General features: G+C 68.5%; 26 protein-coding genes. 13 read left to right on the top strand and 13 right to left on the bottom strand.

The features are described 5' to 3' along the window. The first annotated feature begins 42 nt into the window (after positions 1-42). The gene (locus RX333_RS11330; protein ID WP_316015053.1) at positions 43-828 is read left to right on the top strand and encodes an AAC(3) family N-acetyltransferase; all 786 of its coding nucleotides are present in this window, start codon (positions 43-45) and stop codon (positions 826-828) included. 11 nt (positions 829-839) lie between these two features. Next, positions 840-1,253, top strand: a complete 414-nt coding sequence (locus tag RX333_RS11325) for a VOC family protein (protein WP_316015052.1) — start codon at positions 840-842, stop codon at positions 1,251-1,253. A 60-nt stretch (positions 1,254-1,313) separates the two neighbouring features. Here RX333_RS11325 and RX333_RS11320 read toward each other — a convergent pair whose 3' ends face one another. Continuing rightward, on the bottom strand, positions 1,314-2,573 hold the full coding sequence (locus tag RX333_RS11320) for a lytic murein transglycosylase (RefSeq protein ID WP_316015051.1): 1,260 nt from the start codon (positions 2,571-2,573) through the stop codon (positions 1,314-1,316). A gap of 53 nt (positions 2,574-2,626) precedes the next feature. Then, on the bottom strand, positions 2,627-4,684 hold the full coding sequence (locus RX333_RS11315) for a PBP1A family penicillin-binding protein (RefSeq protein WP_316015050.1): 2,058 nt from the start codon (positions 4,682-4,684) through the stop codon (positions 2,627-2,629). Positions 4,685-4,971: 287 nt separating this feature from the next. Here RX333_RS11315 and RX333_RS11310 point away from each other — a divergent pair, with 287 nt between their 5' ends. The 3 genes from RX333_RS11310 (at position 4,972) to RX333_RS11300 (ending at position 7,840) form a co-directional block, all read left to right on the top strand. After that, entirely contained in the window at positions 4,972-5,310 is a 339-nt protein-coding gene (locus tag RX333_RS11310; RefSeq protein WP_316015049.1) for a P-II family nitrogen regulator, read from the top strand. A 25-nt stretch (positions 5,311-5,335) separates the two neighbouring features. Next, positions 5,336-6,682 (top strand): ammonium transporter, encoded by a 1,347-nt coding sequence (locus RX333_RS11305; protein WP_316015048.1) that lies wholly within the window; start codon positions 5,336-5,338, stop codon positions 6,680-6,682. A gap of 177 nt (positions 6,683-6,859) precedes the next feature. Continuing rightward, positions 6,860-7,840, top strand: a complete 981-nt coding sequence (locus tag RX333_RS11300) for a serine hydrolase (RefSeq protein WP_316015047.1) — start codon at positions 6,860-6,862, stop codon at positions 7,838-7,840. Between the two features lie 81 nt (positions 7,841-7,921). Here the strand turns inward: RX333_RS11300 and pgi are convergent, their stop codons facing one another. Together pgi and nadC are read right to left on the bottom strand one after the other, a co-directional pair. Continuing rightward, positions 7,922-9,511, bottom strand: a complete 1,590-nt coding sequence (pgi, locus tag RX333_RS11295; RefSeq protein ID WP_316015046.1) for a glucose-6-phosphate isomerase — start codon at positions 9,509-9,511, stop codon at positions 7,922-7,924. Positions 9,512-9,514: 3 nt separating this feature from the next. Beyond that, entirely contained in the window at positions 9,515-10,378 is an 864-nt protein-coding gene (gene nadC, locus RX333_RS11290; protein WP_316015045.1) for a carboxylating nicotinate-nucleotide diphosphorylase, read from the bottom strand. 41 nt (positions 10,379-10,419) lie between these two features. Here nadC and RX333_RS11285 point away from each other — a divergent pair, with 41 nt between their 5' ends. The 6 genes from RX333_RS11285 to RX333_RS11260 all read left to right on the top strand — a co-directional run bounded on the left by RX333_RS11285 (position 10,420) and on the right by RX333_RS11260 (position 15,297). Beyond that, the gene (locus RX333_RS11285) at positions 10,420-10,875 is read left to right on the top strand and encodes a GAF domain-containing protein (RefSeq protein ID WP_316015044.1); all 456 of its coding nucleotides are present in this window, start codon (positions 10,420-10,422) and stop codon (positions 10,873-10,875) included. Positions 10,876-10,918: 43 nt separating this feature from the next. After that, positions 10,919-12,184: a DUF4375 domain-containing protein gene (locus RX333_RS11280; protein ID WP_316015043.1), complete on the top strand. Its 1,266-nt coding sequence runs from the start codon at positions 10,919-10,921 to the stop codon at positions 12,182-12,184. Positions 12,185-12,424: 240 nt separating this feature from the next. Beyond that, complete coding sequence (locus RX333_RS11275) at positions 12,425-12,877, top strand: MaoC family dehydratase (RefSeq protein ID WP_316015042.1); 453 nt, start codon at positions 12,425-12,427, stop codon at positions 12,875-12,877. A 37-nt stretch (positions 12,878-12,914) separates the two neighbouring features. Beyond that, complete coding sequence (locus tag RX333_RS11270) at positions 12,915-13,823, top strand: bifunctional riboflavin kinase/FAD synthetase (protein WP_316015041.1); 909 nt, start codon at positions 12,915-12,917, stop codon at positions 13,821-13,823. Beyond that, the gene (locus tag RX333_RS11265; protein WP_316015040.1) at positions 13,820-14,266 is read left to right on the top strand and encodes a YcgN family cysteine cluster protein; all 447 of its coding nucleotides are present in this window, start codon (positions 13,820-13,822) and stop codon (positions 14,264-14,266) included. Before RX333_RS11270 ends, RX333_RS11265 begins: the two co-directional genes overlap by 4 nt. After that, positions 14,263-15,297: a threonine aldolase family protein gene (locus tag RX333_RS11260; protein WP_316015039.1), complete on the top strand. Its 1,035-nt coding sequence runs from the start codon at positions 14,263-14,265 to the stop codon at positions 15,295-15,297. The genes RX333_RS11265 and RX333_RS11260 overlap by 4 nt, the downstream gene beginning before the upstream one ends. Here the strand turns inward: RX333_RS11260 and RX333_RS11255 are convergent. From RX333_RS11255 to RX333_RS11245, 3 genes are read right to left on the bottom strand one after another with little or no spacing between them, the layout of a single operon-like run. Further along, positions 15,294-16,076, bottom strand: coding sequence for an alpha/beta hydrolase (locus RX333_RS11255; protein WP_316015038.1), 783 nt, complete (start codon positions 16,074-16,076; stop codon positions 15,294-15,296). The two genes, RX333_RS11260 and RX333_RS11255, sit on opposite strands and share 4 nt — an antisense overlap. Then, positions 16,064-16,351 (bottom strand): hypothetical protein, encoded by a 288-nt coding sequence (locus tag RX333_RS11250; protein WP_316015037.1) that lies wholly within the window; start codon positions 16,349-16,351, stop codon positions 16,064-16,066. Before RX333_RS11250 ends, RX333_RS11255 begins: the two co-directional genes overlap by 13 nt. Further along, positions 16,348-16,956: a 2-hydroxychromene-2-carboxylate isomerase gene (locus RX333_RS11245; RefSeq protein ID WP_316015036.1), complete on the bottom strand. Its 609-nt coding sequence runs from the start codon at positions 16,954-16,956 to the stop codon at positions 16,348-16,350. Before RX333_RS11245 ends, RX333_RS11250 begins: the two co-directional genes overlap by 4 nt. 124 nt (positions 16,957-17,080) lie before the next feature. Between RX333_RS11245 and RX333_RS11240 the strand changes: the two genes are divergently transcribed. Next, positions 17,081-18,100 carry a ribose-phosphate diphosphokinase gene (locus tag RX333_RS11240; RefSeq protein WP_410056066.1) on the top strand — a complete coding sequence of 340 codons (1,020 nt, stop codon included), beginning with the start codon at positions 17,081-17,083 and terminating at the stop codon, positions 18,098-18,100. A 3-nt stretch (positions 18,101-18,103) separates the two neighbouring features. Then, a complete protein-coding gene (locus RX333_RS11235) occupies positions 18,104-18,562 on the top strand; it encodes a pyridoxamine 5'-phosphate oxidase family protein (protein ID WP_316015035.1) in 459 nt (152 codons plus the stop codon). A gap of 3 nt (positions 18,563-18,565) precedes the next feature. Here the strand turns inward: RX333_RS11235 and RX333_RS11230 are convergent, their stop codons facing one another. From RX333_RS11230 to RX333_RS11205, 6 genes are all read right to left on the bottom strand, one after another. Next, complete coding sequence (locus tag RX333_RS11230; RefSeq protein ID WP_316015034.1) at positions 18,566-18,916, bottom strand: H-type lectin domain-containing protein; 351 nt, start codon at positions 18,914-18,916, stop codon at positions 18,566-18,568. Between the two features lie 66 nt (positions 18,917-18,982). Continuing rightward, the gene (atpC, locus tag RX333_RS11225; protein WP_316015033.1) at positions 18,983-19,393 is read right to left on the bottom strand and encodes an ATP synthase F1 subunit epsilon; all 411 of its coding nucleotides are present in this window, start codon (positions 19,391-19,393) and stop codon (positions 18,983-18,985) included. A gap of 53 nt (positions 19,394-19,446) precedes the next feature. Then, positions 19,447-20,871, bottom strand: coding sequence for a F0F1 ATP synthase subunit beta (gene atpD, locus RX333_RS11220; RefSeq protein ID WP_316015032.1), 1,425 nt, complete (start codon positions 20,869-20,871; stop codon positions 19,447-19,449). An 18-nt stretch (positions 20,872-20,889) separates the two neighbouring features. Next, a complete protein-coding gene (locus RX333_RS11215; protein ID WP_316015031.1) occupies positions 20,890-21,768 on the bottom strand; it encodes a F0F1 ATP synthase subunit gamma in 879 nt (292 codons plus the stop codon). Positions 21,769-21,803: 35 nt separating this feature from the next. After that, the gene (gene atpA / locus RX333_RS11210) at positions 21,804-23,342 is read right to left on the bottom strand and encodes a F0F1 ATP synthase subunit alpha (RefSeq protein WP_316015030.1); all 1,539 of its coding nucleotides are present in this window, start codon (positions 23,340-23,342) and stop codon (positions 21,804-21,806) included. Continuing rightward, the gene (locus RX333_RS11205) at positions 23,342-23,902 is read right to left on the bottom strand and encodes a F0F1 ATP synthase subunit delta (protein ID WP_316015029.1); all 561 of its coding nucleotides are present in this window, start codon (positions 23,900-23,902) and stop codon (positions 23,342-23,344) included. The genes atpA and RX333_RS11205 overlap by 1 nt, the downstream gene beginning before the upstream one ends. Positions 23,903-24,300: the final 398 nt, after the last annotated feature.

Below are 24,300 nucleotides of genomic sequence, written 5' to 3'. Positions count from 1 at the left end.
GCGGCCGTTCCGTTTTCGCGCGCCCTGCGCTATCCAGATCGCATGACCGGCTTCGCCACTCTCGCCTCGCTGCGCGACGACCTCTTCGCCCTCGGCATCGCGCCGGGCGACACGCTCTTCGTGCAGGCCTCGATGAGCGCGCTGGGCCGCGTCGTCGGCGGCCCCCGCATCGTGGTGCAGGCCTTGCTCGACGCAGTCGGGACGGACGGGTTGATCGGCATGCCCGCCTTCTCGGACGACGCGACCATGCCGCAGGTGCCGCAGGACATGGCCGGCATGGACATGACCGAGATCGCCGCCGCCGTGCCCGGCTTCGACCCCGACCGCTCGATCACCAGCGGCATGGGCGTGTTGGCCGAGACCTTCCGCACCTGGCCCGGAACGCAGCGCAGTTTGCATCCCGTCGTATCGATCTGCCTGAACGGACGCGACGCGGCGGCGCTCGCCACACCGCACCCCGTCCCCTGGGGCACCGGCCCCGACAGCCCGCTCGGCCGCCTGTCGCAACGCCCGAACGCCAGGGTCCTGCTGATCGGTATCGGCTGGAACCGCTGCACGCCGCTCCACACGGCCGAGGCGATGGCGGAGACCAAGCGCACCAAGACTCGCCAGTGCAAGCATCTGGGCAACTGGATCGAGACGCCCGACGTCGCCGACGACCTCAACCGCCTGTTCCCGCAGGTCGGCGAGGCGTTCGAGGCGACCGGCATGGTCACCACCGGCAGGCTGGGCGCCGCGACCTGCACGCTCGCCCGCTTCGACACCCTTCTTCCCTTCGCCCGCGACCATATCGACGCGGCCAACCGCGCCAGCGGCGACCGTCATTGAAAGGAGCCGCCATGCTCACCCCCTTCCACCTCGCCTACAACGTGACCGACCTCGCCGAGGCGCGCCGCTTCTACGGCGAGGTGCTCGGCTGCACCGAGGGCCGCTCGACGGAAAGCTGGGTCGATTTCTCCTTCTTCGGCCACCAGATCTCGCTGCATCTCGGCACGCCCTTCGCCACCGAGGCGACCGGCAAGGTGGGGGAGCATATGGTGCCGATGCCGCATCTGGGCGTGATCCTGGCCCTGCCCGACTGGCAGGCGCTGGCCACGCGGCTGGAGGAGGCAGGCACCGACTGGGTCATCCCGCCCTCCCGCCGGTTCGAGGGCGAACCGGGGGAGCAGGCGACCATGTTCTTCCGCGATCCCTCGGGCAACCCGATCGAGGTCAAGGGCTTCGCCGATCTCGACGCGGTGTTTGCACGCTGAGCACACGATAAAGGGGCCACGAAAAAGGGCCGGTGGCGTCTCCCGCCCCGGCCCCTCGCATCACCCGCGTTCGCGCACCGCGGCGAGCAGCTGGTTCGAGGCGTAGCCATCCGGCACCAGCCCCACATCCCGCTGGAAATTGCGGATCGCGGTCACGGAGTTCGGCCCGATCAGCCCGTCCACGCCGTCCGTGTCGTAGCCCAGCGCGGTCAGCCGCTGCTGCAGCTCCCGCCGGTCCGACCGCGTCAGCGGCAGCACGTCGCGCGGCCAGTCCGCCTGTACGCCGGGCCCGCCGGTGATCCGGTCGCCCAGCAGACCGATGGCCAGCGCGTAGCTGTCGGAATTGTTGTAGCGCTTGATCGTGTTGAAGTTCGAGAAGGTCAGGAACACCGGCCCCCCCGCACCCGCAGGTGCCAGCAGCGCCGCCTCGCCCGTGTCGGGCAGGGCCGCACCCGAATAGCGGGTCACGCCGCGCGCGCGCCATTCGCCCATCGACCGGCGGGTATAGCGATCCGCCCCGTCCCAGTCGAAGCCCTCGGGCAGCCGCACCTCGAAGCCCCAGGGCTCGCCCGGCTGCCAGCCTTCCTGCCGCAGGTAATGCGCCGTGGAGGCGAGCGCGTCCGTCGGATCGTCCGACCAGATGTCGCGCCGCCCGTTGCCGTCGAAATCCTGCGCATAGGCCTGGAAGCTCGACGGCATGAACTGCGTGTGGCCCATCGCACCGGCCCAGCTTCCGATCAGCTCGCCCGGCCGTGCGTCGCCCTGATCGACGATACGCATCGCCGCGATCAGCTCGTTCTCGGCCCAGTCGCGACGGCGGCCCTCATGGGCCAGCGTCGCCAGCGCCCGCGCGACGGGGAAGTCGCCGCGCACGCTGCCATAGGCGGTCTCCATGCCCCAGATCGCCAGCACGGTGCGCTGGTCGGTGCCGTAGCGCGCCTCGATCTCGTCCATCGTCGCGTCCAGCCGCTCTGCCTCGCGGCGGCCATTGGCCACGCGCGTGTCGCTGACGGCGGTGTCGAGATATTCCCAGACGGGCCGCACGAATTCCGGCTGCGAGCCATCCAGCTCGCGGATCCGTGCCGACGGGCCGATCCCGGCCATTACGGCATCGAAGGTGCCCGGCGTGATCCCCTCGGACAGCGCCCGCGCCCGGAAGCCCGCGAGCCACTGGTCGAAGGACATCTGCCGCGCCTGCTGTTCCTCCAGCACGGTGCGCGGCTCGGGTCTCGGTTCGGCGGTCACGTTGCTCACGTCCTGCGCCCGCGCATCGCCCGCGGGGCCCGAACAGCCCGCCGCCACCACCGTAGCGCCCAACATGCAGGCGCGAAGTCCACCATTCGCCATTCCAAACTCACTCCCGCCGCGCGCATCTAGTTGTTTCCGCCCAGAAGGCCGCGCAGCAGACCCTCGACGACTCCGGCAAGCCCTTCATCCACCCGGCGCGGCGCCTGGGGGAGGGGGGCACTTCCACCCGCCCCGCGACTGCCGGCACCGGCGGTGCGCGCCGGGGCCTGCGGTTGCGGGCGGATCGGCACCACGACCGGCAGGGTCGTGGGCGTCAATCCTCGATGTACTCCGCGCATCACGCGTTTCCAGATCTCGGCGGGCAACCCGCCCCCCGTCACGCCCGTCAGCGGCGTGTTGTCGTCGTATCCCATCCACACGCCGACCACGTAGTCGCCCGAGAACCCGATGAACCAGGCGTCCCGCGCCTCCTGCGTGGTGCCCGTCTTTCCCGCGACGCTGCGATCGCCGAGCGAGGCGCGCGCGCCCGTTCCGTAGGGCGCTTCGATCACCTGTGTCATCATCCAAGTCACGATGCCCGCATTTCGTTCCGAAATGACCTGATCGCCAAGGCCCGGCTGCGCCTCCAGCAGCAGCGTATCGCCATCGCGCAGGCGTACCTGCCGCATCCCGTAGGGCTCCGCCCGCCGCCCGCGGTTCAGCAGCGTGGCATAGGCCCCCGTGATGTCGAGCAGCGTGGTCTCGGACGCACCCAGCGCCAGCGCCGGGGTATTCGTCATCTCGCTGTCGAGCCCCATCGCCCGCGCCGTCGCGATCACGTTGTCGCGACCGGCGGTCTCGGACACCACGACGGCCACCGTGTTGGTCGAGCGGGCGAAGGCCTCCGCCATCGACATCGGGCCCAGATTGGTCCGCCCGTAATTCTGCGGCGTCCAGGGGCCCGAGCCGGGAATGTCGATCGTCACCGGCCGGTCGACGAAGAAGTCAGACGCGTTCACCCCCTGCTCCAGCCCCGCGGTGTAGACGAAGGGCTTGAAGGCCGATCCGGGCTGGCGCAGTGCCTGCGTCGCGCGGTTGAACGTGCCCGCCCCGCCGATCGCGCGCCCGCCGACCATGCCGCGCACCGCGCCGTCGGCACTCAGCACCACGACCGCGGCCTGCGCCTCCGACCCCTCGCGCACCAGATCCTCGAAGACCGAGGTCAGCCCGTCCTCCGCCGCGCGCTGGATCGCGGGATCGAAGGTTGTCGAGATCACCACGTCCTCCGCCGTGTCCGAGGTCAGGAAATCCGGCCCGCTCTCCATGATCCAGTCCGCGAAGTAGCCGCCCGACCGGCGCTGTGCCGCCGCACTCAGCACCGCGGGGTTGGCGCGGGCCTGGGCGAATTCCGCGTCGCCGATATAGCCTTGCTCGTGCATCAGCCGCAGGATCACCTGGCTGCGGTTCTGCGCCCGGCTCAGATCGCTCGTCGGGGCGTAACGGCTGGGCGCGGTCAGCAGCCCCGCCAGCATCGCCGATTGCGGCACGTCCACCTCGCTGGCCGAGATGCCGAAATAGCGCTGCGACGCCGCTTCGAACCCGTTGGCGCTGGCACCCAGATAGGCCCGGTTCATGTAGATGGAGAGGATCTCCTCCTTGCTGTAGGCCAGCTCCATCGCCACCGCGTAGGGGATTTCCAGCACCTTGCGCTGCAGGGTCGGCAGATCGCCGAGGAAGCTCAGCTTGACCACCTGCTGAGTGATGGTGGAGCCGCCATGCCCCTGCAACGGCCCGCGCCCTTCGCGCAGGTTGATGCGGATCGCGCCCAGCATCCCGCGCGGGCTGACGCCGAAATGCCGCCAGAACCGCTTGTCCTCGGTGGCCACGACGGCGTTGCGCAGATCCTCGCTCATCTGCGAGGCGGGAACGACCAGCCCCTGCTCCCCACGCCAGGCGAACAGCTCGCCATGACGGTCGCGCATCTGCACCGAGCCGCGCTCCCGCCCGTCCAGCAGGTCCTCCGCCGCGGGCAGTTGCACGTAGAACCACAGCACGGCGCCGGCGAAGACGATCAGCCCCAGTTGCACGGTGCGCAGGCTCAACTTCCATAGAAGGCGCGCAATGCCCCGCGCCATGCGCACGGGCAACGACCGGCGCGGGGCTGCCTGCACCTTGCGTGCGGGTTTGCTGGACTTGCGGCTCATCTGCTCTCGCACCGTTGGGTCGGGCTTGTCTGCGTTCAATCTAGCCACTCGGTCGTGGAAAGCGAAGGGAGCCGCTGCACAAATCCGCGCCACATTGCGCTGCACAAAAATCAAGCGGCGGATTTTCGCTGATCGTTTTTTGGGCAGTTTCTGTGTGCAACTGAGAGCCAGTCCCGCAAGAAACTTAATTTTTCGTTACGCACCGGTGACTTGGAATTTTTCCGCACGTTTTGGCACGCGGCTTGCATTACTGACCCCAACAACGCGTTCAACAACGAGGGTCGCACATGAAACTCATCATCGCCGTCATCAAACCCTTCAAGCTGGAGGAGGTGCGCGAGGCGCTCACCACCATCGGCGTGCAGGGTCTCATGGTTTCCGAGGTCAAGGGCTACGGCCGCCAGGCCGGTCACACCGAAATCTACCGCGGCGCCGAATACGTCGTGAATTTCGTCCCGAAGGTGAAGCTGGAGATGGTCGTCGACGACGCCGTCGTCGAGCGCGCCGTCGAGACGCTCTCCACCACCGCCAAGACCGGCAAGATCGGCGACGGCAAGATCTTCGTGCTCGATGTCGAGCAGGCGATCCGCGTGCGCACCGGCGAGACCGGCGCCGACGCGGTCTGAACCAGAAAAGACGAGGGACCACTCAATGACCAATCTTCTGAAATTCGCGGGTGTTGCGGGCGTCGCCGCCTTCACCGCCCTGCCCGTCTGGGCGCAGGAGGCGGCCGAGGAAGCCGTCGCCGCGGCCCCCGACGCCTCCGCCGACCCCAGCCCCTATATCTTCACCACCCTGCTGTTCCTGATGGGCGGCTTCCTGGTGTTCTGGATGGCCGCGGGCTTCGCCATGCTGGAAGCCGGCCTCGTCCGCTCCAAGAACGTGACGACCCAGCTCACCAAGAACATCGCGCTCTTCGGCATCGCCTCGCTGATGTACTGGCTCGTCGGCTTCAACCTGATGTATCCGGGCGACGGCTGGTGGATCTCCGGCATCATGGGCCCGTGGTTCTCCATCACCTCGCTTGAGCCCGTGGGCCTCGCCGCGGCGGATGCCACGCTCGACTACGCCTCCGTCGGTTCGGACTTCTTCTTCCAGCTGATGTTCTGCGCGACCACGGCGTCGATCGTGTCGGGCACCCTGGCCGAGCGGATCCGCCTCTGGCCGTTCCTGATCTTCGTGGTCGTCCTGACCGGCTTCATCTACCCGATCGAGGCATCCTGGCAGTGGGGCGGCGGCTGGCTGTCCGAGCTCGGCTTCTCCGACTTCGCAGGCTCGACCCTGGTGCACGCGGCAGGCGGCTTCGCAGCCCTCGCAGGCGCCTTGGTCCTCGGCCCGCGCATCGGCAAGTACACCGCCGAAGGCCGCACCGTGCCGATCCTCGGCTCCAACCTGCCGCTCGCCACGCTCGGGACGTTCATCCTGTGGCTCGGCTGGTTCGGGTTCAACGGCGGCTCGCAGCTCGCCATGGGCACCGTGGGCGACGTGACGGACGTGAGCCGCATCTTCGCCAACACCAACATGGCCGCCGCCGCAGGGGCCGTCGCCGCCCTGATCCTGACGCAGATCAGCTACGGCAAGGTCGACCTGACGATGGTGCTGAACGGCGCGCTTGCCGGCCTGGTCTCCATCACGGCGGAGCCGCTGGCGCCCGAGCTGTGGGCCGCCCTCCTGACCGGTGCCATCGGCGGCGCGATCGTGGTCTACACGGTGCCGCTGCTCGACAAGCTCAAGATCGACGACGTGGTCGGCGCCATCCCGGTGCACCTGATCGCGGGCATCTGGGGCACGCTGGCCGTGGCCTTCTACACCGGCGGCTGGGTTCCCCAGATCATCGGCATCGTCGCCATCGGCGCCTTCGTCTTCGTGGTCTCCTACATCGTGTGGCTGATCCTGAACGTCACGATGGGCATCCGCGTCACCGAAGAGGAAGAGGTCGCCGGCCTCGACGTCTCCGAGCTCGGCATGGAAGCCTATCCCGAATTCGCCAAGGGCTGAGCCCGACGCGAGGCCGGGGCGGCCCTCCCACCGCCCCGACCGTCTTTCCCCGGAATGGGCCGCCACCGGCGCTCATTCTAACTTGGGCCCGAAGCACCCGCTTCGGGCCCTTTTTTTGACGTCGATGTGAGCAGGCCCCACCTTGCCCGCCGCCCATCACCACCCCACCTCATCCCCATGCTCACACGCCGCCGCTTCTCCGGTCTCCTGGCCGCCGCCCCGCTCGCAGCACCCGCCCTCGCGCAGGACCGTTTCGCCGCCCTGATCGCCGAGGTCGAGGCGCTCGATCAGTTCCGCTGCCTCGTCGTCGCGCAGGACGGGGCGGAGGTTCTCGCCCATACCGTGCGCGGCGGCGGCCCCGATGCGCCCGCCAACATCAAGTCCGTCTCGAAAAGCGTCGTCTCCGCCCTGCTCGGTGCCGCCATCGCCCGCGAGGTCGTGCCGGGGGTCGAGGCCACGCTGGCCGAGGTCGCCCGCGACCTGATCCCGGCAGATGCGGACCCCCGCGTCGCCGACATCACGCTGGAGGATCTCGTGACCCTGCGCGCGGGCCTCGAACGCACCTCCGGCGCCAATTACGGCGCGTGGGTCTCCTCCCCGAACTGGGTCGCCGATGCGCTGGGGCGCGAGATGGTGGCGGACCCCGGCTCCCGCTTCCTCTACTCCACCGGCACCACCCACGTGCTCGGCGCCGCCCTGGCCGAGGCGTCGGGCGAGACGCTGCTGACCCTCGCCCGCCGCTGGCTGGCCGAGCCGCTCGGCATCGAGATCCCCGCCTGGACCCGCGATCCGCAGGGCTACTATCTCGGCGGCAACGACATGGCCCTGACCCCACGCGCCATGCTGGCCTTCGGCGAGATGTACCGCGCGGGCGGTGGCGACGTGTTGCCCGCGGACTGGATCGAGGCGAGCTGGACGCCCCGCACCCGCTCCCCCTTCTCGCGTCACCAATACGGCTATGGCTGGTTCCTGGCGCAGGCGCGCGGCCACCGCGTGGCTTACGCGCGCGGCTATGGCGGGCAGATGATCTACGTCGTGCCCGACCTCGCGCTGACCGTCGCCATCACGTCCGACCCGACGCGCCCCGCCCGCTCCGGCGGCTATGGCGGCGTGCTCAACCGCCTGCTCGCCGACACGATCATCCCCGCCATCGCCTGAACGAACCGGGGCGGCACACCCGCGCCGCCCCCCTTCACTTCCGTCAAATATCCCCGCCGGAGGCTCCGCCCCCCGCAGCCCTCACAACCCGTGCAGATGCGCGAGCGGCCCGGACAACGCCTCGTTGACCATCTCCTTCGAGAACCGCCCCTCCACATGCGGCAGCATGTCCGTGGCCAGCACCTTGCCCAGTTCCACCCCCCACTGGTCGAAGCTGTTGACCCCCCAGAACACCCCTTCGGTGAAACAGCGCGCCTCGGCCAGTGCGATGATCCGCCCCAGCATCCGCGGGCTCAGCTCGCGATAGAGCAGCAGCGTCGAGGGCCGGTTGCCGGGGAAGGTCCGGTGCGGTGCCAGCCGCGCAGCCTCGTCCGCCTCCATCCCGCCTTCGACCATCTGCCGCTCCGCCGTCTCGCGCGTCCGGCCGAAGGCCAGCGCCTCCCCTTGCGCGAAGCAGTTGGCGATCAGGATGCGCTGCAGATGCTCCATGCCCTCGGCCACGGGCCGCGCCGCGATCAGGAACTCCACCGGCTGCGGCGTCTCGCTCTGGTGCAGCATCTGGAAATAGGCGTGCTGCGCATTGGTCCCCGCCGACCCCCACACGACCGGAGAGGTCGCGACCTCCACCGCCGCGCCCTCGACCGTCACCCGCTTGCCGTTCGACTCCATATCGAGCTGCTGAAGGTATTGCGGCAGCGTCGCCAGCCGCTGATCATAGGGCACGACGCAGCGCGTCGGGAACCCGCACGCATTGCGGTGCCACACGCCGACGCAGGCCATCAGCACCGGCAGGTTCTCCGCCAGCGGCGCCTCGCGGAAATGCGTGTCGATCTCGTGCGCGCCCGCCAGGAACTCGGAAAACGCTTCCGTCCCCATCCCGATCATCAGCGGCAGTCCGATCGGCGACCAGACCGAGAAACGCCCCCCCACCCAGTCGGCGAAGCCGAAGCAGCGCTCGGCCGGGATCCCGAACTGCTCCGCCGCAGCGTCGGGCTTGGTGGTCAGCGCCGCGAAATGCACGCTCGCATCCGCGACCTCGCCCTGCATCCGGGCAAGCGCGACCTTCGCCGTCTCCATCGTCTCGATCGTGCCGAAGGACTTGGAGGCGATGATGAACAGCGTCCGGCTCAGATCGCAGGTTTCGAAGACCCGCGCCAGCGCCGCCCCGTCCACGTTCGACACGAAATGCAGTCGCGGCCCGTCCATCTCTCCGGCCAGCGCCTCGGCCACCAGCACCGGCCCGAGGTCCGACCCCCCGATCCCGATATTCACCACGTCCGTGAACGGCCCCGCCGCCGCGGCGTAGTCCCCCGACCGCACAGCCCCGGCAAACGCATAGCAGGCCGCGCGGCTCTCATGCACCTGCGCGCCCACATCCTCGTCCCCCGCGACCAGACCCTCGCCCTCGGGCAGGCGCAGCGCGGTGTGCAGCACGCGCCGCCCTTCCGTCGTGTTGATCTTCTCGCCCGCATACATGGCCGCGCGCTTGCCCGCGAAATCCCGCTCCTCCAGCATCGCGAACAGCGTGTCGCGCGCGGCCTGCGTCACCTGCGTGCGCGAATAATCGTAGAGCACGTCCTCCCAGGTCGCGGAAAATTCCCCGAACCGCGCGTCGTCGTAGAGCTCCGCGATGGTCCGGCCCGTCTCGTCCTTCAGCTTGTCCCAGCTCATGGTTCAGCCCTTCAGTTGGATGTCCAATCCGATGTCGAGGGTGCCAGCCGCCATCGTGATCTTCGAGGTGGAGATGTAGTCCACCCCGCTCTCCCCGATCGCCCGGACCGTGTCGAGATCGACATTGCCCGAGGCTTCCAGGATCGCTCCGCGGTTCATGCCGACCGCCTCGCGCAAAATGTCAGGTGTCATGTTGTCGAGCAGGACGACGCTCGCCCCCGCCTCCAGGGCTTGCGCGAACTGGTCGAGCGTATCGACCTCGATCTCGATCGCCATCAGGTGCCCGGCATAGGCGCGTGCCCGCTCCAGCGCCGCCGCCACCCCGCCGCAGACGGCGATGTGGTTGTCCTTGATCAGCACCGCGTCGTCGAGCCCGTAGCGATGCGACGACCCGCCGCCGCAGCGCACCGCGAATTTCTCGAAGGCGCGCAGCCCCGGCGTCGTTTTGCGCGTGCAGGTGATCCGCGCGCCCGTTCCCTCCAGCGCATCGGCGAAGCGCGCGGTATGCGTCGCGATCCCCGACAGGTGCATCAGATAGTTCAGCGCCACCCGCTCCGCCGACATGACCGCCCGCGCCCGCCCCTCGATCACCGCGATGTCCTGCCCGGGCGTGACCCGGTCGCCATCGGCCACAAGCAGCTCCACCCGCGTCTCCGGATCGACGGCGGCGAAGGCCGCGCGCGCCAGCTCCAGCCCCGCGACCGTCCCCGCATCGCGCACGTTCATCACCGCGCGCGCCTGCATCTCCGGCCCCAGCGTGGCGAGGCTGGTGACGTCCCCCGCCATGCCCAGATCCTCGGCCAGCGCGGCCTCCACCGCCGCCCGGACCAGCGGGCGCGGCAATTCGGGCAGGTGGGGCTTGCGCATCGCGGAACCTCGTGCTGACTGACGGCGAAGAGGAGACGCCGATGCACCCCCGTTACGCCGATGTTCATGCCGCAATCCGCGCCTTGTGTGAAGGGGAGGACGACCCCGTCGCGCTGATGGCCACGATGGCCTGCGAGCTGCACCACGCGTTCGAGCATTTCCACTGGACCGGCTTCTACCGCGTGGTCGCGCCCGAGCTCCTGAAGATCGGCCCCTATCAGGGCGGTCACGGCTGCCTGGTGATCCCGTTTTCCCGCGGCGTCTGCGGTGCCGCCGCGCGCGAGGGGCGGACCCAGCTCGTCCCGGATGTCGACGCCTTCCCCGGCCATATCGCCTGCGCGTCGAGCACCCGGTCCGAGATCGTCGTGCCCGTCTTCTCCTCCGGCCGCCTGATCGCCGTGCTCGACGTGGACAGCGACCTGCCCGACGCCTTCGACGCGGACGACCAGGCGGCGCTGGAACGGATCGTGGCGGAGGTCTTCGGCCCGCTGCCCTGACGCCCGGCATGACCGAACCGACATTGCAGACGGAGTCTCTTCCATGCTCAGCCGCCTCCTGACCCGCATCGGCCTTTCCCGCTTCGCGCCCCGTCCGCGCTTGCCTGGCGTCCCCGTGGCGGCGGAGGCTGTCGCGACCATCGACACCGCCCCGCATGATCTGATCGGGTCGATGATCGACAGCCTCAATGCGCTGCGCGATCAGGCGCTCTACCGGTTCGAGGAACTTCCGCCGCAGACGGTTCAGGCCTACTACTCCGATTACTGGCTGGCGCAGGTCCTGAATGGCGGGCACAGCCAGTTCCTCCACAATTCCGGCAGGGCCCCCGAGATCTTCGAGGCCGTCGACGGCGGCCTCGCCGCAATGGGCGCGTCCGAGCACCGCGCGATCTTCGCGCGCATGCGCGACTGGGCCGCCACGCACCCGGACGAGGCCGCCGCGCAGACCGGCTTTTCCGGTGGCCGCGCGTCAGAGCTCGACGAGCTTGATTCGCGGTTCTACGACCTCGAAAACCTCACCCCGCTCGCCCCGATCCTCGCCCGCTGGCTGGCCGCGACCGATGCTCTCCGGCCCGTCCCGCGTGCAGACATCCCGCAGGCGATCGCGGCCGCGGCGCGCGCCAACCCGGCGGCAGAGCATCGCGCGATGGCCCGCCGGATCGGACAGGTGCGCTACATGCTGACCGATCCGCACTACGCCGGGTTCGGCATCGCGGCGACCCGCGTCCCCGGCTGGTCGGCGCTGATCGCGCTCGGCGGAGGCAGCTATCGCGAGATCGAGGGACGCCAGCAGCTCGCCTTCCATGTCGAGACCACCAGCGGTCCGTGCTTCGGCGTTCTTGACGCGCAGGGCGCGCGGCTCTACGCGCGCCACCAGCCGGACAATCCCGTCATCGACATGCAAGACCCCGACGACGTCTCGGCAGCGATGAGGGACGGACGGATGGCCGCAATGAAGCAGCCGGGCGTCGGTGCCCTCAAGGCCGCCGTTCCCGCGGCGGAACTGACCCGCGTCACGCAGCTCTGCCGTGACATGGACGCCGCCACGGCCGTCGATCTCCTGCTGCGGCGGGAGAAGACGGATCCTGGCCTCAAGACGGTCTTCGTCGCCGACGCGACCACGGGCGCACCCGGCCGCCCCGATCGGCTGGTCCTGACCGTCCTGCTGCCGCAGCGGATGATGACCCGTTCCGTCGGCCTGTTCCACAATGGCGCCATCCTCGTCGGCCCGGACGGCAAGCAGCAGATCGCCAAAGCCACGCGCCGCGCGATCACCCGCCACGCGGCCCACTGCGCGGTGGACAGCTGAGCACGCTGCCCGGCGTTAACCTTCGCGTACTGCCAGCCACCTGCCATACGCGTGCCATACGCATGCCATACGCATCGCAGACCGCGATTTTCGCGTTAACCCTTCCTACCTGGCCGGTAACGACTGCTTCCCCGCCTTCATCTTCCCGAAAAATACGCGCAATAATGCACCGCGCCATATTCTTGTTGCGAAACATTGTTGCGACCATATATATCTTCGCACATGCAGCAGGAGGATCCCATGCTCGATACCGGCCACAACCTTCCCAAGGGCACCATCGTCATCGAGGAGCTCGAGATCGGCATGTCCCGCTCGGTCGGCAAGACCATCGGCATGGAAGAAATCGAGGCATTCGCGGAGCTTAGCACCGATCACAACCCGGTCCATCTCGACGAGGCCTATGCGCAGGACACCATCTTCGGCGGCCGCATCGCCCACGGGATGCTGACCGCGGGCCTCATCTCCGCCGTCATAGGCGAGCAGCTGCCCGGCCACGGCACCGTCTATCTGGGCCAAAGCCTGAAGTTCCGCGCCCCCGTCCGCCCCGGCGACCATGTCGAGGCGACCGTCACCGTCACCGCCATCGACCACTCCAAACGCCGCGTGACCCTTGATTGCAAGGCCCGCGTGGGCGATACGGTTGTGCTCGAAGGGGAGGCGACCGTGCTCGCCCCCTCCGCCAAGTTCGACTGAGCTGCCGGTCCCCCGGCGCTCGCAGCCGGGGCCGATCATGCAGCGACATCAAAGCCTTGTGGTGCCCGAGACGGCGCGTGGCGCCTCGGTCGCCATGGGCAATTTCGACGGGCTGCACCTCGGCCACCAGTCGGTCATCGACCTCGCGCGCAAGCCCGACCTTCCGCTCGGCGTCGTGACGTTCGAGCCGCATCCACGTCAGGTCTTCGCCCCCGACGCCCCACCCTTCCGCCTGATGAACGCCACCGCGCGCGCCAGCCGCCTGGAAAAGCTCGGCGTCGACCACCTCTACGAGATTCCCTTCGACATGGACCTGGCGAGCCTCACGCCTCAACGTTTCATCAACGAAGTTCTGGTAGAAGGTCTGGGAATCGCCCACCTCGTCGTCGGCGCCGATTTCCGCTTCGGCAAGGGCCGCGCGGGCACCACGGAAACCCTTGCCGACGCGCCGTTCGAGCTGACCGTCGCGCCGCTGCTGGAGGGGGCGGAGGGCCCTGTCTCCTCGACCGCGATCCGCGAGGCGTTGAGCGAGGGCCGCCCGCAGGACGCCGCCGCCATGCTCGGCCACCTGCACCGGATCGAAGGCGTGGTGGAGCATGGCTTCAAGCGCGGGCGGGAGATGGGATTCCCCACCGCCAACATCTCGATGGCCGGGCTGCACCTACCCGCCTTCGGCATCTATGCCTGCCGCGTCGACGTGCGCGACGGGCCGCATCGCGGCACCTATGATGCCGTCGCCTCGCTCGGCTCCCGCCCGACCTTCGGGGACCATCCGCCGAATCTGGAGGTCATGCTGCTCGACTTCGACGGCGATCTCTACGGGGCGGAGCTGTCGGTCGCGCTCTTGCACTATCAGCGCCCGGAACTGAAGTTCGACGGGATGGAGCCGCTGATCGCCCAGATGCACGCGGACGTGACCGAGACCCGCCGACTGCTCGCGCAATGAGCAAGCGCGCCGAATTCTGGACCCTGCCGCTCGACCAACTCACCCGCCCGGAATGGGAGGCGCTGTGCGACGGCTGCGGCAAGTGCTGCCTGCTGAAGCTGGAGGATGAGGACACGGGCGACATCGCCTATACCGACATCTCCTGCCGCCTGTTCGACCCTGCGACCTGTCGCTGCGGAAACTACCCGATGCGCAAGCAGCTGGTGCCGGGCTGCGTCGTGCTCGACCCCGAGACGCTGGACGAGATCGCGCACTGGATGCCCGCCACCTGCGCCTACCGCCTGCGGCACGAGGGGCGCGCGCTGCCCGACTGGCACCCGCTGCTGACCGGCGATGCCCGCAGCACCGACGCCGCGGGCCACGCGATGCGCAATCGCACGGTGCCCGAATACGAGGTGGCCGAGGAGGATTACGTGGACCACATCGTCGAGGATCTGTCATGAATTTCGCGTCCGACAATGCCGGCCCCGCGCACCCGTCGGTGTGGGAGGCGATGGCCCGCGCCGATCGCGGCCACGCGACGCCCTACGGTAACGACGACCTGACCCGCGACGTCGCGAACCGATTGCGCGACCTGATCGGCCTGCCCGATGCGGCGGTCGCCCTCGTCACCACCGGCACGGCGGCCAATTCGCTGGCGCTCGCCTGCCTGTGCCCGCCCTGGGGCCGGATCTATTGCGCGCGCGAGGCGCATATCGAGGTGGACGAACTGGGCGCGCCCGAGGCCTTCATCGGCGGGGGCAAGTTGACACTGCTCGACACCGAGGATGGCCGCTTCACGCCCGACACGCTGCGCCACGCCATCGCAAGCGCGCAGTCCGGCATCCATGCAAACGTGCCCGCCGTGGTGTCGCTGACCAACCTGTCGGAGGCGGGGACGCTGTGGCCGCTGGCCGACATCGCCGAGGTGGTGGAGATCGCGCACGGCGCCGGGCTGAAGGTGCATCTCGACGGCGCGCGGCTCGCCAACGCCATCGCGGCGGCGGACTACGACCTGCGCGATCTCTTTGCGACCGGGCTCGACGCCGTGGTCTTCGGCGGCACCAAGAACGGCCTGCCGGGGGTCGAGGCGGTCATCCTGCGCAACGGTGGCAAGCAGCTGGAACTGGAACAGCGGCGCAAGCGGTTCGGGCACCTGCTGTCCAAGCACCGCTACCTCGCCGCGCAGATGGACGCCTACCTGACCGACGGGCTGTGGCGCGACCTCGCGACCCGCGCCAACGCCGCCGCGGCGAAGCTGTCGCAGGGTCTGCAGCGCAAGGGCGCGACCCTGCTGCACCCGGTGCAGGGCAACGAGGTGTTCTGCGCCCTGCCCCGCGCCATCCACCGCGCGCTGAACGCGGGCGGTGCCGCCTATTACCTGATCCCCGATGCCTCGCTCGACGGACCGGAGGACGCCATGCTCGGCGCCCGCCTGGTCTGCAACTGGTCGACCGACGAGGACGAGATCGAGGCCTTCCTCGCGCTGCTCTAGCCCAGCCGCTCGCGCAGGATCGCCGCGACCTCGGCCGGGTGGGAGATCGGGACCATGTGCCCGGCCCCCGCGACGATATGCGGCCGGTCGCTGAGCCGCCCGGCGATCCGTTCGCAGATCGACAGGGCCGAGGCCCGCGTCCGCGCGCCGGCGATCACCGTCACCGGGCAGTCGAGACCGGCGATGTCGTCCAGCGTCATCTGCCCCGGCGGGTCGCCCATCACGTCCTCGGCGGAGTCGGCGACGAAGCCGATCCGCTCGGTCGCGTAGGCACGCTGCCGCTCGGGCAGGGCCTCCCACGGCTGACCGCCGCCCCACATCTCCATGAAAGCGCGGGCGGCCTCCGCCTCGGTCTCCGCCTCGGCATAGGCCTGCATGTCCCGCTCCTCGGCCAGCCGGACGGGGTCGTCCTCGGCCAGAAGATGCATCATCATCGGCTCGATCAGCGTCAGGCTCGCCACCGCCTCGGGTCGGTCGAGGGCCGCGCGCAGCACCACGCGCCCGCCGAAGCTGTGACCGATCAGATGCGCGGGGCCCTCGCCCAGCACCTCCAGCACCGCGTCGGCGCCCTGCCGTTGCGGCCCGCGGGTCGCGTCCATCTCGCTCGCACCGTGACCCGGCAGGTCGAGCGCGGTGGCTTGCACCGCGCCAAGCTCGGCCAGCAGCGGCTTCCACGCACCCGAATGGGCCATCGTGCAATGGGACAGGATCAGGCGCGGCCCGCTGTCTCCCGCCTCCATCACGCCGGTCTCGGCGCCACCCAGGGTCAGCGTCCGCATGGGGAGGCGTGGCCGTCCGTCGCGCGCGTCACCGCGTTGTCGGCATAGAGGACATGGACCCAGCGCGGATCGGTCATCTCGCCGTAGATATGGGCCGAGCAGCGGATCGTGCCGTCGCGCGCCACGTCCCACACCCCGGCGGGGCCGAGCACGTCGACCACCTCGCGCACGCTCATCCCCGCGCGCACCCGGTTCGCATCGCTGGAGGAGCCCGACGGCGCGGGGGCACAGGCCGCGAGCGCGAGGCCCGCCACTGCCAGCAGCCGCGCCCTCATGCCGATGCCTCCAGATGGCGGTCGAGATAGCTCAGCCGGTCCTGCCCCCAGAACATCTCGCCATCGACGACATAGCTCGGCGCGCCGAACACGTTGGCGGCCAGCGCCTCCTCGGTGTTCTTCTCGAAGATGTCGAAGGCCGATTGCAGGTCGCGCTGCGCGAGCCCGCCATCGAAGCCGGCATCTTCCAGTGCCCGCTCGACCACCTGTTCGTGCGCGATGTCCTTCTCCTCGGCCCAGCAGGCCCTGAGCAGGTTGAAGCTCAGCTTGCCCACGTCGCCGCCCGGATGCTGATGCGCGAATTCCTGCGCGTAGATCACGGCGGCGCAGGCGGGCTTCGGATCGGTTGGCCAGTGCGCAGGCTGCACGTTGATCGGCAGGTCGTTGGCGGCGGCGATGCGCTTGAGCTCCTGCAGGCGGTAGGCCTGCCGCGCGGGGTGCCGCTTGGGCACCGGCGGTGTGCCGTGCTCGGCAAAGACGCGCATCAGGTCGAAGGGCTTGTAGTTGATCTCGGCGCCATGTTTCGCCGCGACCTCCTCCAGCTGCATCCCGGCGAGATAGGTGAAGGGGGACAGCGGAAAGAGATAGTAGTCGATCGTCGCCATTGCGGATGCTCCGTCGTTGCGTTCCGGAGCCGAGGATAGGCTATGCACGGCGCGATGCCAGTGCTATTGCCCCGGCATATCGCACGAACCCGAGGGCCCCATGCCGATCAAGAGGATGCCGTCCATGAAATCCGACATCAATCTCAAGCTGATCTCGGGCAATGCCAACAAGGCGCTCGCAGGCTCGATCGCCCGGCGGATGAGCGTCTATCGCGGCGCGCCGGTGAACCTCGCCAACGCGCGGGTCGAGCGGTTCAACGACAAGGAGATTTTCGTCGAGGTCTACGACAATGTCCGCGACGAGGACATGTTCATCATCCAGTCGACGTCGAACCCTGCGAACGACAACCTGATGGAGCTGCTGATCATGGCCGACGCGCTGCGCCGCTCCTCGGCCCAACGTGTGACGGCAGTGATCCCCTATTTCGGCTATGCGCGGCAGGACCGGCGCACGGCGGCCCGCACGCCGATCTCGGCCAAGCTGGTGGCGAACCTCATCACCCAGGCGGGCGTGGACCGGGTGCTGACGATGGACCTGCACGCGGGCCAGATCCAGGGCTTCTTCGACATTCCGGTGGACAACCTATACGCGGCCCCGGTCTTCGCGCTCGACATCAAGGCGAACTTCCCCGACCTCAGCGAGGTGACGGTGGTGTCGCCCGATGTGGGCGGTGTCGCCCGCGCGCGCGAACTGGCCAAGCGGATCGGCGCGGGCCTCGCCATCGTGGACAAGCGCCGTTCGAAACCCGGTGAGATCGAGGAGATGATGATCATCGGCGACGTGAAGGACCGCGTCTGCATCATCGTCGACGACATCTGCGACACCGCGGGCACCCTGTGCAAGGCCGCCGAGCTGCTGGAGCAGGAGGGCGGCGCCAAGGAAGTCCACGCCTACATCTCGCACGGTGTGCTGTCCGGCCCGGCGGTGGAGCGGATCGGGAAATCCGTGCTCAAGAGCCTGGTCGTCACCGACTCGATCGAGCAGCCCGCCCCGGTGCGCGGCGAGGAGCGGATCCGCGTCGTGCCCATCGGTCCGATGTTCGCGCAGGCGATCCTGAACATCTCGAACGGATCCAGCGTGTCGTCGCTCTTCAAGGAAGACACGCTCGGCCCGATCTACGAGGCGTTCTACCCGATCGACTGACCGGTGCCGCGCCCGTTCGACCCCGACTACCTGCTCGCCCGCCCGCTGATGGCGAACCTCGCCACGGTGGACGCGGACGGGGCGCCCCGCAATGCCCCCGTCTGGTATATCTGGGAGGGTGGCGCGCTGTGGATGCTGGGCACGAAGGACGGCTCCAGCGCCCGGCGGATCGCGGCCAACCCGCAAGTCGCGGTCGAGATCGTCGACTTCCGCCGCGACGACGGCATTCTGCTGCACCTGGGGCTGCGCGGGCGCGCGCGCATCGAGCCGAACGACGCGGACCGCTTCCGCCGATTGTTGGCGAACTATCTCGGCGCCGACGACTGGAACCCGTGGTTCGTCGACACCATCGCCCGGATCGATGACCCGGACGGGCGGTTCATCCGCCTCGTGCCCGACAGCACCTTTACCAACAACGTGTCCTATTTCCGAACCGGTCCGGACCTCGCCTGGGACGGCTAGGCGTCAGACGTCCCAGACCTCGTCCGGGTCGGTCAGCGGCCCCAGGGCCTGCCAGCGCACGCCCAGCCGCGCGATGCGGGTGTCGTCCCAGGTGTCGGCGATCAGGGTGAAGCCGCTCTCCGCCACGTCCTCGGCCCGCAGGTTCAGCCGCAGATACGGCCCCGAATGCGCGTCGATCAGGTTGGTGGACAAGGTGACGGAGGGCGGCGCGGTGAAGGGCCGCTCGAAGGTCACGACGGCGCGGACCTGCCGTTCGCCCACGCCCTCCCACATCTCGCTCGGCTCCTGCCAGTGATCGAACAGGGTCACGAACCCGTCCGCCACGCCCAGCCAATTCGTGTCTATTCGCCTCATGGCGCCTTCAATAACAAAAAACCCCGCCGGATCGACGGGGTTTTTCTAGTCGTCTCAAGCAAAAACTCAGATATCCGAGCCGATCCCGAGTTGCTGCGCGATGTAGCGCGCGTGGTTCACGCGCTGGTTCATCGTGATGCGCGTGTCGTCCGGTGCCTCCAGCGCGGCCTTCTCGGCCTGCTCGATCACCCGGTCGATCCAGTCGGTCGTGACGTCGTTGCGCAGCGTCGCCTGCTCGGCCAGGACGCTGACGCCCTCCGGCCCGATCTCGGCGAAGCCGCCGGTGACGACGTAGTCATGGCCCTCTCCGCCCTCGTAGACGGTCAGGAAACCGGGCCGCAGCAGGGTCACCACGGTGGCGTGGCCCGGCATGACGGTCATCTCGCCCTCTTCGCCGTGAAGCTGGACCTTCGTCACCTGGGCGGAGTGGAGGCTCCGCTCGGGGCTGACGAGGTCGAACTGCATCGTGTCGGCCATTCAAGCCTCCTGTTCGGTGCGGAACCGGCCCGGCCGGTCCCGCGATCCCCTCATCAGGCCGCGTCGGCGGCCATCTTCTCTGCCTTGGCGACCACGTCCGAGATGCCGCCGACCATGTAGAAGGCGTTTTCCGGCAGGTGATCGTACTCGCCCGCGACGACGGCCTTGAAGGACGCGATCGTGTCCTCCAGCGGCACCTGCACGCCCGGCGAGCCGGTGAAGACCTCGGCCACGTCGAAGGGCTGCGACAGGAAGCGCTGGATCTTCCGCGCGCGGCTGACCGTCAGCTTGTCGTCCTCGGAAAGCTCGTCCATGCCGAGGATGGCGATGATGTCCTGCAGCGACTTGTAGCGCTGGAGGATACCCTGCACGTCACGCGCGACCTGGTAGTGCTCCTCGCCCACGACCTGCGGATCGAGGATCCGGGAGGTGGAGTCGAGCGGGTCGACCGCCGGGTAGATGCCGAGCTCGGAGATCGCACGCGACAGAACCGTGGTGGCGTCGAGGTGCGCGAACGAGGTCGCGGGCGCCGGGTCGGTCAGATCGTCCGCAGGCACGTAGATCGCCTGCACCGAGGTGATGGACCCCGCCTTGGTCGAGGTGATCCGCTCCTGCATCGCGCCCATGTCGGTCGCCAGCGTCGGCTGGTAGCCCACGGCGGAGGGGATGCGGCCCAGAAGTGCCGACACCTCGGAACCCGCCTGCGTGAAGCGGAAGATGTTGTCGACGAAGAACAGAACGTCGGTCCCGGACTGGTCGCGGAACTGCTCGGCCATGGTCAGGCCGGACAGGGCGACACGGGCACGCGCACCCGGCGGCTCGTTCATCTGGCCGTAGACCAGGGCCACCTTCGACTTCGTCAGGTCTTCCGCGTCGATGACGCCCGACTCGATGAATTCGTAGTAGAGGTCGTTGCCCTCGCGCGTCCGCTCGCCCACACCGGCGAAGACCGAGTAGCCCGAGTGCACTTTCGCGATGTTGTTGATCAGCTCCTGGATCAGAACCGTCTTGCCGACGCCCGCGCCGCCGAACAGGCCGATCTTGCCGCCCTTGGAATAGGGGGCCAGCAGGTCGATCACCTTGATGCCGGTGACCAGGATGTCGGACGAGGTCGACTGCTCCTCGAAGCTGGGGGCCTCGCCGTGGATCGCGCGGTACTCGGTCGCCTCGACCGGGCCTTTCTCGTCCACGGGGGCGCCGACCACGTTCATGATCCGGCCCAGCGTCGCATCGCCGACGGGAACCTTGATCGGCTCGCCGGAGTCAGTGACGGTCTGACCGCGCACGAGACCTTCGGTGGAGTCCATCGCGATGGTGCGCACGGTGCTTTCGCCCAGGTGCTGCGCCACTTCGAGGATCAGCTCGTTGCCGTTATTGTCGGTCTTGAGCGCGTTGAGGATCTCGGGCAGGTGGTCGTCGAATTGAACGTCGACGACCGCGCCGATCACCTGGGTGATTTTGCCGACAGCATTTGCCATGTCTGTTTTCTCCAGTCGTCAGAGCGCCTCGGCGCCCGAAATGATTTCGATGAGCTCGTTGGTGATCGCGGCCTGGCGCGTCCGGTTGAACTCGATGGTCAGCTTGTCGATCATCTCGCCCGCATTGCGCGTCGCGTTGTCCATCGCGGACATGCGTGCACCCTGCTCGGACGCCGCGTTCTCCAGCAGAGCGGCGAATATCTGTGTCGAAACCGCGCGCGGCAGCAGGTCGGCGAGGATCGCCTCCTCCTCCGGCTCGTAATCGTAGAGCGCGGGGCCCGCATCCGCGTCCGCATCCTCGTCCACCTGGGCGGGGATGATCTGCTGCGCGGTCGGGCGCTGCGTGATCACGTTCTCGAACGCACCGTAGAAGATCGTGGCCACGTCGAATTCGCCCTTGGCGAAGCGCGACAGCACGTCCTCCGCCACTTCGGCCGCGTTCTCGTAGCCCACGCGCTTCACGCCCGACAGGTCCACGTGATCGACCATCAGGTCGCGGTAGTCGCGGCGCAGCTGCTCGCGCCCCTTCTTGCCGACGGTCAGGATCTTGACGGTCTTGCCCTCGGATTGCAGGCGCTGGATGTGCGCCCGCGCCAGCTTCACGATGTTGGTGTTGAAGCCACCGCAGAGGCCACGTTCCGCCGTCGCGACGATCAGCAGATGCGTCTCGTCCGATCCCGTGCCGCGCAGCAGACGCGGCGCGGTGTCGGAATTCTTCACCCCGGCGGCCAGATTGCCGACCACGGCCTCCATGCGCTCGGCATAGGGGCGCGCGGCTTCCGCCGCCTCCTGCGCACGGCGCAGCTTGGCGGCGGCGACCATCTGCATCGCCTTGGTGATCTTCCGCGTCGACTTTACCGACTCGATGCGGATCTTCAGGTCCTTGAGGCTCGGCATATGCCTTGCTCCCTTCCCTTAACTCTATCCGCGGATCAGGAGAACGACTGCGCGAAATCCTCGATCGCGGCCTTGATCTTGTCCTCCAGCTCGCCCGCGACCTTGCGGTCGTTGTCGCGAATGTCGGTCAGCAGATCGGCCTTCGAGTTGCGCAGATGCGCCAGAAGTCCCGCCTCGAACGGCTTGACCTGCGAGACCTTGAGGTCGTCGAGGTAGCCATGCGTACCGGCATAGATCACGACGACCTGCTCGGCATTGGTCAGGGGCGAGTACTGTGGCTGCTTGAGCAGCTCGGTCAGGCGCGCACCGCGGTTCAAGAGCTTCTGCGTCGAGGCATCGAGGTCCGAGCCGAACTGCGCGAAGGCCGCCATCTCGCGATACTGCGCCAGTTCCAGCTTGATCGAGCCCGCGACCGACTTCATCGCCTTGGTCTGCGCGGCGGAGCCGACGCGGCTGACCGACAGGCCGGTGTTCACGGCGGGGCGGATGCCCTGGTAGAACAGCTCGGTCTCGAGGAAGATCTGGCCATCGGTGATCGAGATCACGTTGGTCGGGATGAAGGCCGAAACGTCGCCGCCCTGCGTCTCGATGATCGGCAGCGCCGTCAGCGAGCCCGCGCCGTTGTCCTCGTTCAGCTTCGCCGAACGCTCCAGCAGGCGGGAGTGCAGGTAGAAGACGTCGCCGGGATAGGCTTCGCGGCCGGGCGGGCGGCGCAGCAGCAGCGACATCTGGCGGTAGGCGACGGCCTGCTTCGAGAGGTCATCGTACACGATCAGGCCGTGCATGCCGTTGTCGCGGAAGAACTCGGCCATCGCGGTCGCGGAGTAGGGTGCGAGGTACTGCAGCGGCGCGGGCTCGGACGCGGTGGAGGCCACGACGATGGAGTAGTCCATCGCGCCGGTCTCCTCCAGCTTCTTCACCAGCTGGGCGACGGTCGAACGCTTCTGCCCGACGGCGTTGTAGATGCAGTAGAGCTTCTTCGACTCGTCGTCGCCAGCCGCGTCGTTGTAGCTCTTCTGGTTCAGGATCGCGTCGAGCGCCACGGCGGACTTGCCGGTCTGGCGGTCGCCGATGATCAGCTCGCGCTGGCCGCGGCCGATCGGGATCAGCGCGTCGATGGCCTTGAGGCCGGTCGCCATCGGCTCGTGCACCGACTTGCGCGGGATGATGCCGGGGGCCTTCACGTCCGCGACGCGGCGCTCGGTCGCCTCGATCGGACCCTTGCCGTCGAGCGGGTTGCCGAGTGCGTCGACGACGCGGCCCAGCAGGCCCTTGCCCACGGGCACGTCCACGATCGCGCCGGTGCGCTTGACGGTGTCGCCTTCCTTGATCTCGGCGTCGGAGCCGAAGATCACGATGCCGACATTGTCGATCTCGAGGTTCAGGGCCATGCCCCGGACGCCGCCGGGGAATTCGACCATCTCGCCGGCCTGCACGTTGTCGAGGCCGTGCGCACGCGCGATGCCGTCGCCGACGCTGAGCACGCGGCCCACTTCGGAAACTTCGGCATCCTGACCGAAATTCTTGATCTGCTCCTTGAGGATCGCAGAGATTTCCGCGGCTTGAATAGCCATTATCCGACCTCTTTCATTGCGTTTTTCATGGCGGCGAGCTTCGAGCGGATCGAGGTGTCGATCATCTTCGAGCCCACCTTGACGACGAGACCGCCGATGATCTTCTCATCCACGGTCGTGTTCAGTGTGACGTCCCGGCCGACGGAGGCCTTGAGCGACTGCGACAGCGCCGCGCGCTGCTCGTCGGTCAGCGGCTTGGCGGAGGTGACCTCCGCCGTGACCTCGCCGCGCGCATCGGCGGCCAGCGCCTTCACGCCCTTGATGACGTCGGGCAGCACGAACAGGCGGCGGCGCGATGCCATCAGCGCCAGGCCGTTCGTGACGGTATTGCCCAGGCCCATCGCCTCGCCCAGCGCGCGCATGGCGTTCTGCTGGTCGGTGCGGCTGTAGACCGGGGAGGTGATGAGGTCGCGCAGGTCGGCGCTTTCTTCCAGTGCGGCTTCGAGCGCGGTCAGGTCACGCTCGACCTCGGCGACGCTGCCGTCTTCCTGTGCAAGCTCGAACAGAGCCGTCGCATAGCGTCCCGAGATACCGGAGACATGGGCGGATGCTGTGGCCAAGAGGACACCCCATTCTTGCGCGGACCGAACGCCCATGACCCTTGCCACGGCGCGCGGCCCGCAATTCGTTCTGGGCCGAGGAAACCGGCCTGCGGATGAAACTGCGCGGGTGATAGCAGAGCGTTCCCGCCGGGGCAACTGCGGGGTCCACACCCCGCGAAGATTCCGATTTCCCTTGCGGACAAGGCGTCGGGCGGTCTGCATACCACCGTAGACAATTTGTCGCGCGGCCGTCGCCGGGGCTCCGCGACAGATTCTGTCGCACCGGGCAGATGCCCCGTGGGCGTGCGAATCGTCACCCTGCCTGGCGGCTCGGCTCGGGCACCGGACCGGGCACCGCGATCCCGTCGAGCAGCCCGCGCCGCGCGCTCGCGCGTCGACCCGGCGGCAGCGCGTGG

This window comes from Roseobacter sp. HKCCA0434 (assembly GCF_032464675.1).
Taxonomy (GTDB): Bacteria; Pseudomonadota; Alphaproteobacteria; order Rhodobacterales; family Rhodobacteraceae; genus Pontivivens.
This window is presented reverse-complemented; position numbering and strand designations above follow the sequence as displayed.

What these genes read in the sequence shown, in the direction of transcription:
- RX333_RS11330 (WP_316015053.1), top strand. Translation starts at nt 43, where the DNA reads ATGACCGGCTTCGCCACTCTCGCCTCGCTGCGCGACGACCTCTTCGCC.
- RX333_RS11325 (WP_316015052.1), top strand. Translation starts at nt 840, where the DNA reads ATGCTCACCCCCTTCCACCTCGCCTACAACGTGACCGACCTCGCCGAG.
- RX333_RS11320 (WP_316015051.1), bottom strand. Translation starts at nt 2,573, where the DNA reads ATGTTGGGCGCTACGGTGGTGGCGGCGGGCTGTTCGGGCCCCGCGGGC.
- RX333_RS11315 (WP_316015050.1), bottom strand. Translation starts at nt 4,684, where the DNA reads ATGAGCCGCAAGTCCAGCAAACCCGCACGCAAGGTGCAGGCAGCCCCG.
- RX333_RS11310 (WP_316015049.1), top strand. Translation starts at nt 4,972, where the DNA reads ATGAAACTCATCATCGCCGTCATCAAACCCTTCAAGCTGGAGGAGGTG.
- RX333_RS11305 (WP_316015048.1), top strand. Translation starts at nt 5,336, where the DNA reads ATGACCAATCTTCTGAAATTCGCGGGTGTTGCGGGCGTCGCCGCCTTC.
- RX333_RS11300 (WP_316015047.1), top strand. Translation starts at nt 6,860, where the DNA reads ATGCTCACACGCCGCCGCTTCTCCGGTCTCCTGGCCGCCGCCCCGCTC.
- pgi (WP_316015046.1), bottom strand. Translation starts at nt 9,511, where the DNA reads ATGAGCTGGGACAAGCTGAAGGACGAGACGGGCCGGACCATCGCGGAG.
- nadC (WP_316015045.1), bottom strand. Translation starts at nt 10,378, where the DNA reads ATGCGCAAGCCCCACCTGCCCGAATTGCCGCGCCCGCTGGTCCGGGCG.
- RX333_RS11285 (WP_316015044.1), top strand. Translation starts at nt 10,420, where the DNA reads ATGCACCCCCGTTACGCCGATGTTCATGCCGCAATCCGCGCCTTGTGT.
- RX333_RS11280 (WP_316015043.1), top strand. Translation starts at nt 10,919, where the DNA reads ATGCTCAGCCGCCTCCTGACCCGCATCGGCCTTTCCCGCTTCGCGCCC.
- RX333_RS11275 (WP_316015042.1), top strand. Translation starts at nt 12,425, where the DNA reads ATGCTCGATACCGGCCACAACCTTCCCAAGGGCACCATCGTCATCGAG.
- RX333_RS11270 (WP_316015041.1), top strand. Translation starts at nt 12,915, where the DNA reads ATGCAGCGACATCAAAGCCTTGTGGTGCCCGAGACGGCGCGTGGCGCC.
- RX333_RS11265 (WP_316015040.1), top strand. Translation starts at nt 13,820, where the DNA reads ATGAGCAAGCGCGCCGAATTCTGGACCCTGCCGCTCGACCAACTCACC.
- RX333_RS11260 (WP_316015039.1), top strand. Translation starts at nt 14,263, where the DNA reads ATGAATTTCGCGTCCGACAATGCCGGCCCCGCGCACCCGTCGGTGTGG.
- RX333_RS11255 (WP_316015038.1), bottom strand. Translation starts at nt 16,076, where the DNA reads ATGCGGACGCTGACCCTGGGTGGCGCCGAGACCGGCGTGATGGAGGCG.
- RX333_RS11250 (WP_316015037.1), bottom strand. Translation starts at nt 16,351, where the DNA reads ATGAGGGCGCGGCTGCTGGCAGTGGCGGGCCTCGCGCTCGCGGCCTGT.
- RX333_RS11245 (WP_316015036.1), bottom strand. Translation starts at nt 16,956, where the DNA reads ATGGCGACGATCGACTACTATCTCTTTCCGCTGTCCCCCTTCACCTAT.
- RX333_RS11240 (WP_410056066.1), top strand. Translation starts at nt 17,081, where the DNA reads ATGAAATCCGACATCAATCTCAAGCTGATCTCGGGCAATGCCAACAAG.
- RX333_RS11230 (WP_316015034.1), bottom strand. Translation starts at nt 18,916, where the DNA reads ATGAGGCGAATAGACACGAATTGGCTGGGCGTGGCGGACGGGTTCGTG.
- atpC (WP_316015033.1), bottom strand. Translation starts at nt 19,393, where the DNA reads ATGGCCGACACGATGCAGTTCGACCTCGTCAGCCCCGAGCGGAGCCTC.
- atpD (WP_316015032.1), bottom strand. Translation starts at nt 20,871, where the DNA reads ATGGCAAATGCTGTCGGCAAAATCACCCAGGTGATCGGCGCGGTCGTC.
- RX333_RS11215 (WP_316015031.1), bottom strand. Translation starts at nt 21,768, where the DNA reads ATGCCGAGCCTCAAGGACCTGAAGATCCGCATCGAGTCGGTAAAGTCG.
- atpA (WP_316015030.1), bottom strand. Translation starts at nt 23,342, where the DNA reads ATGGCTATTCAAGCCGCGGAAATCTCTGCGATCCTCAAGGAGCAGATC.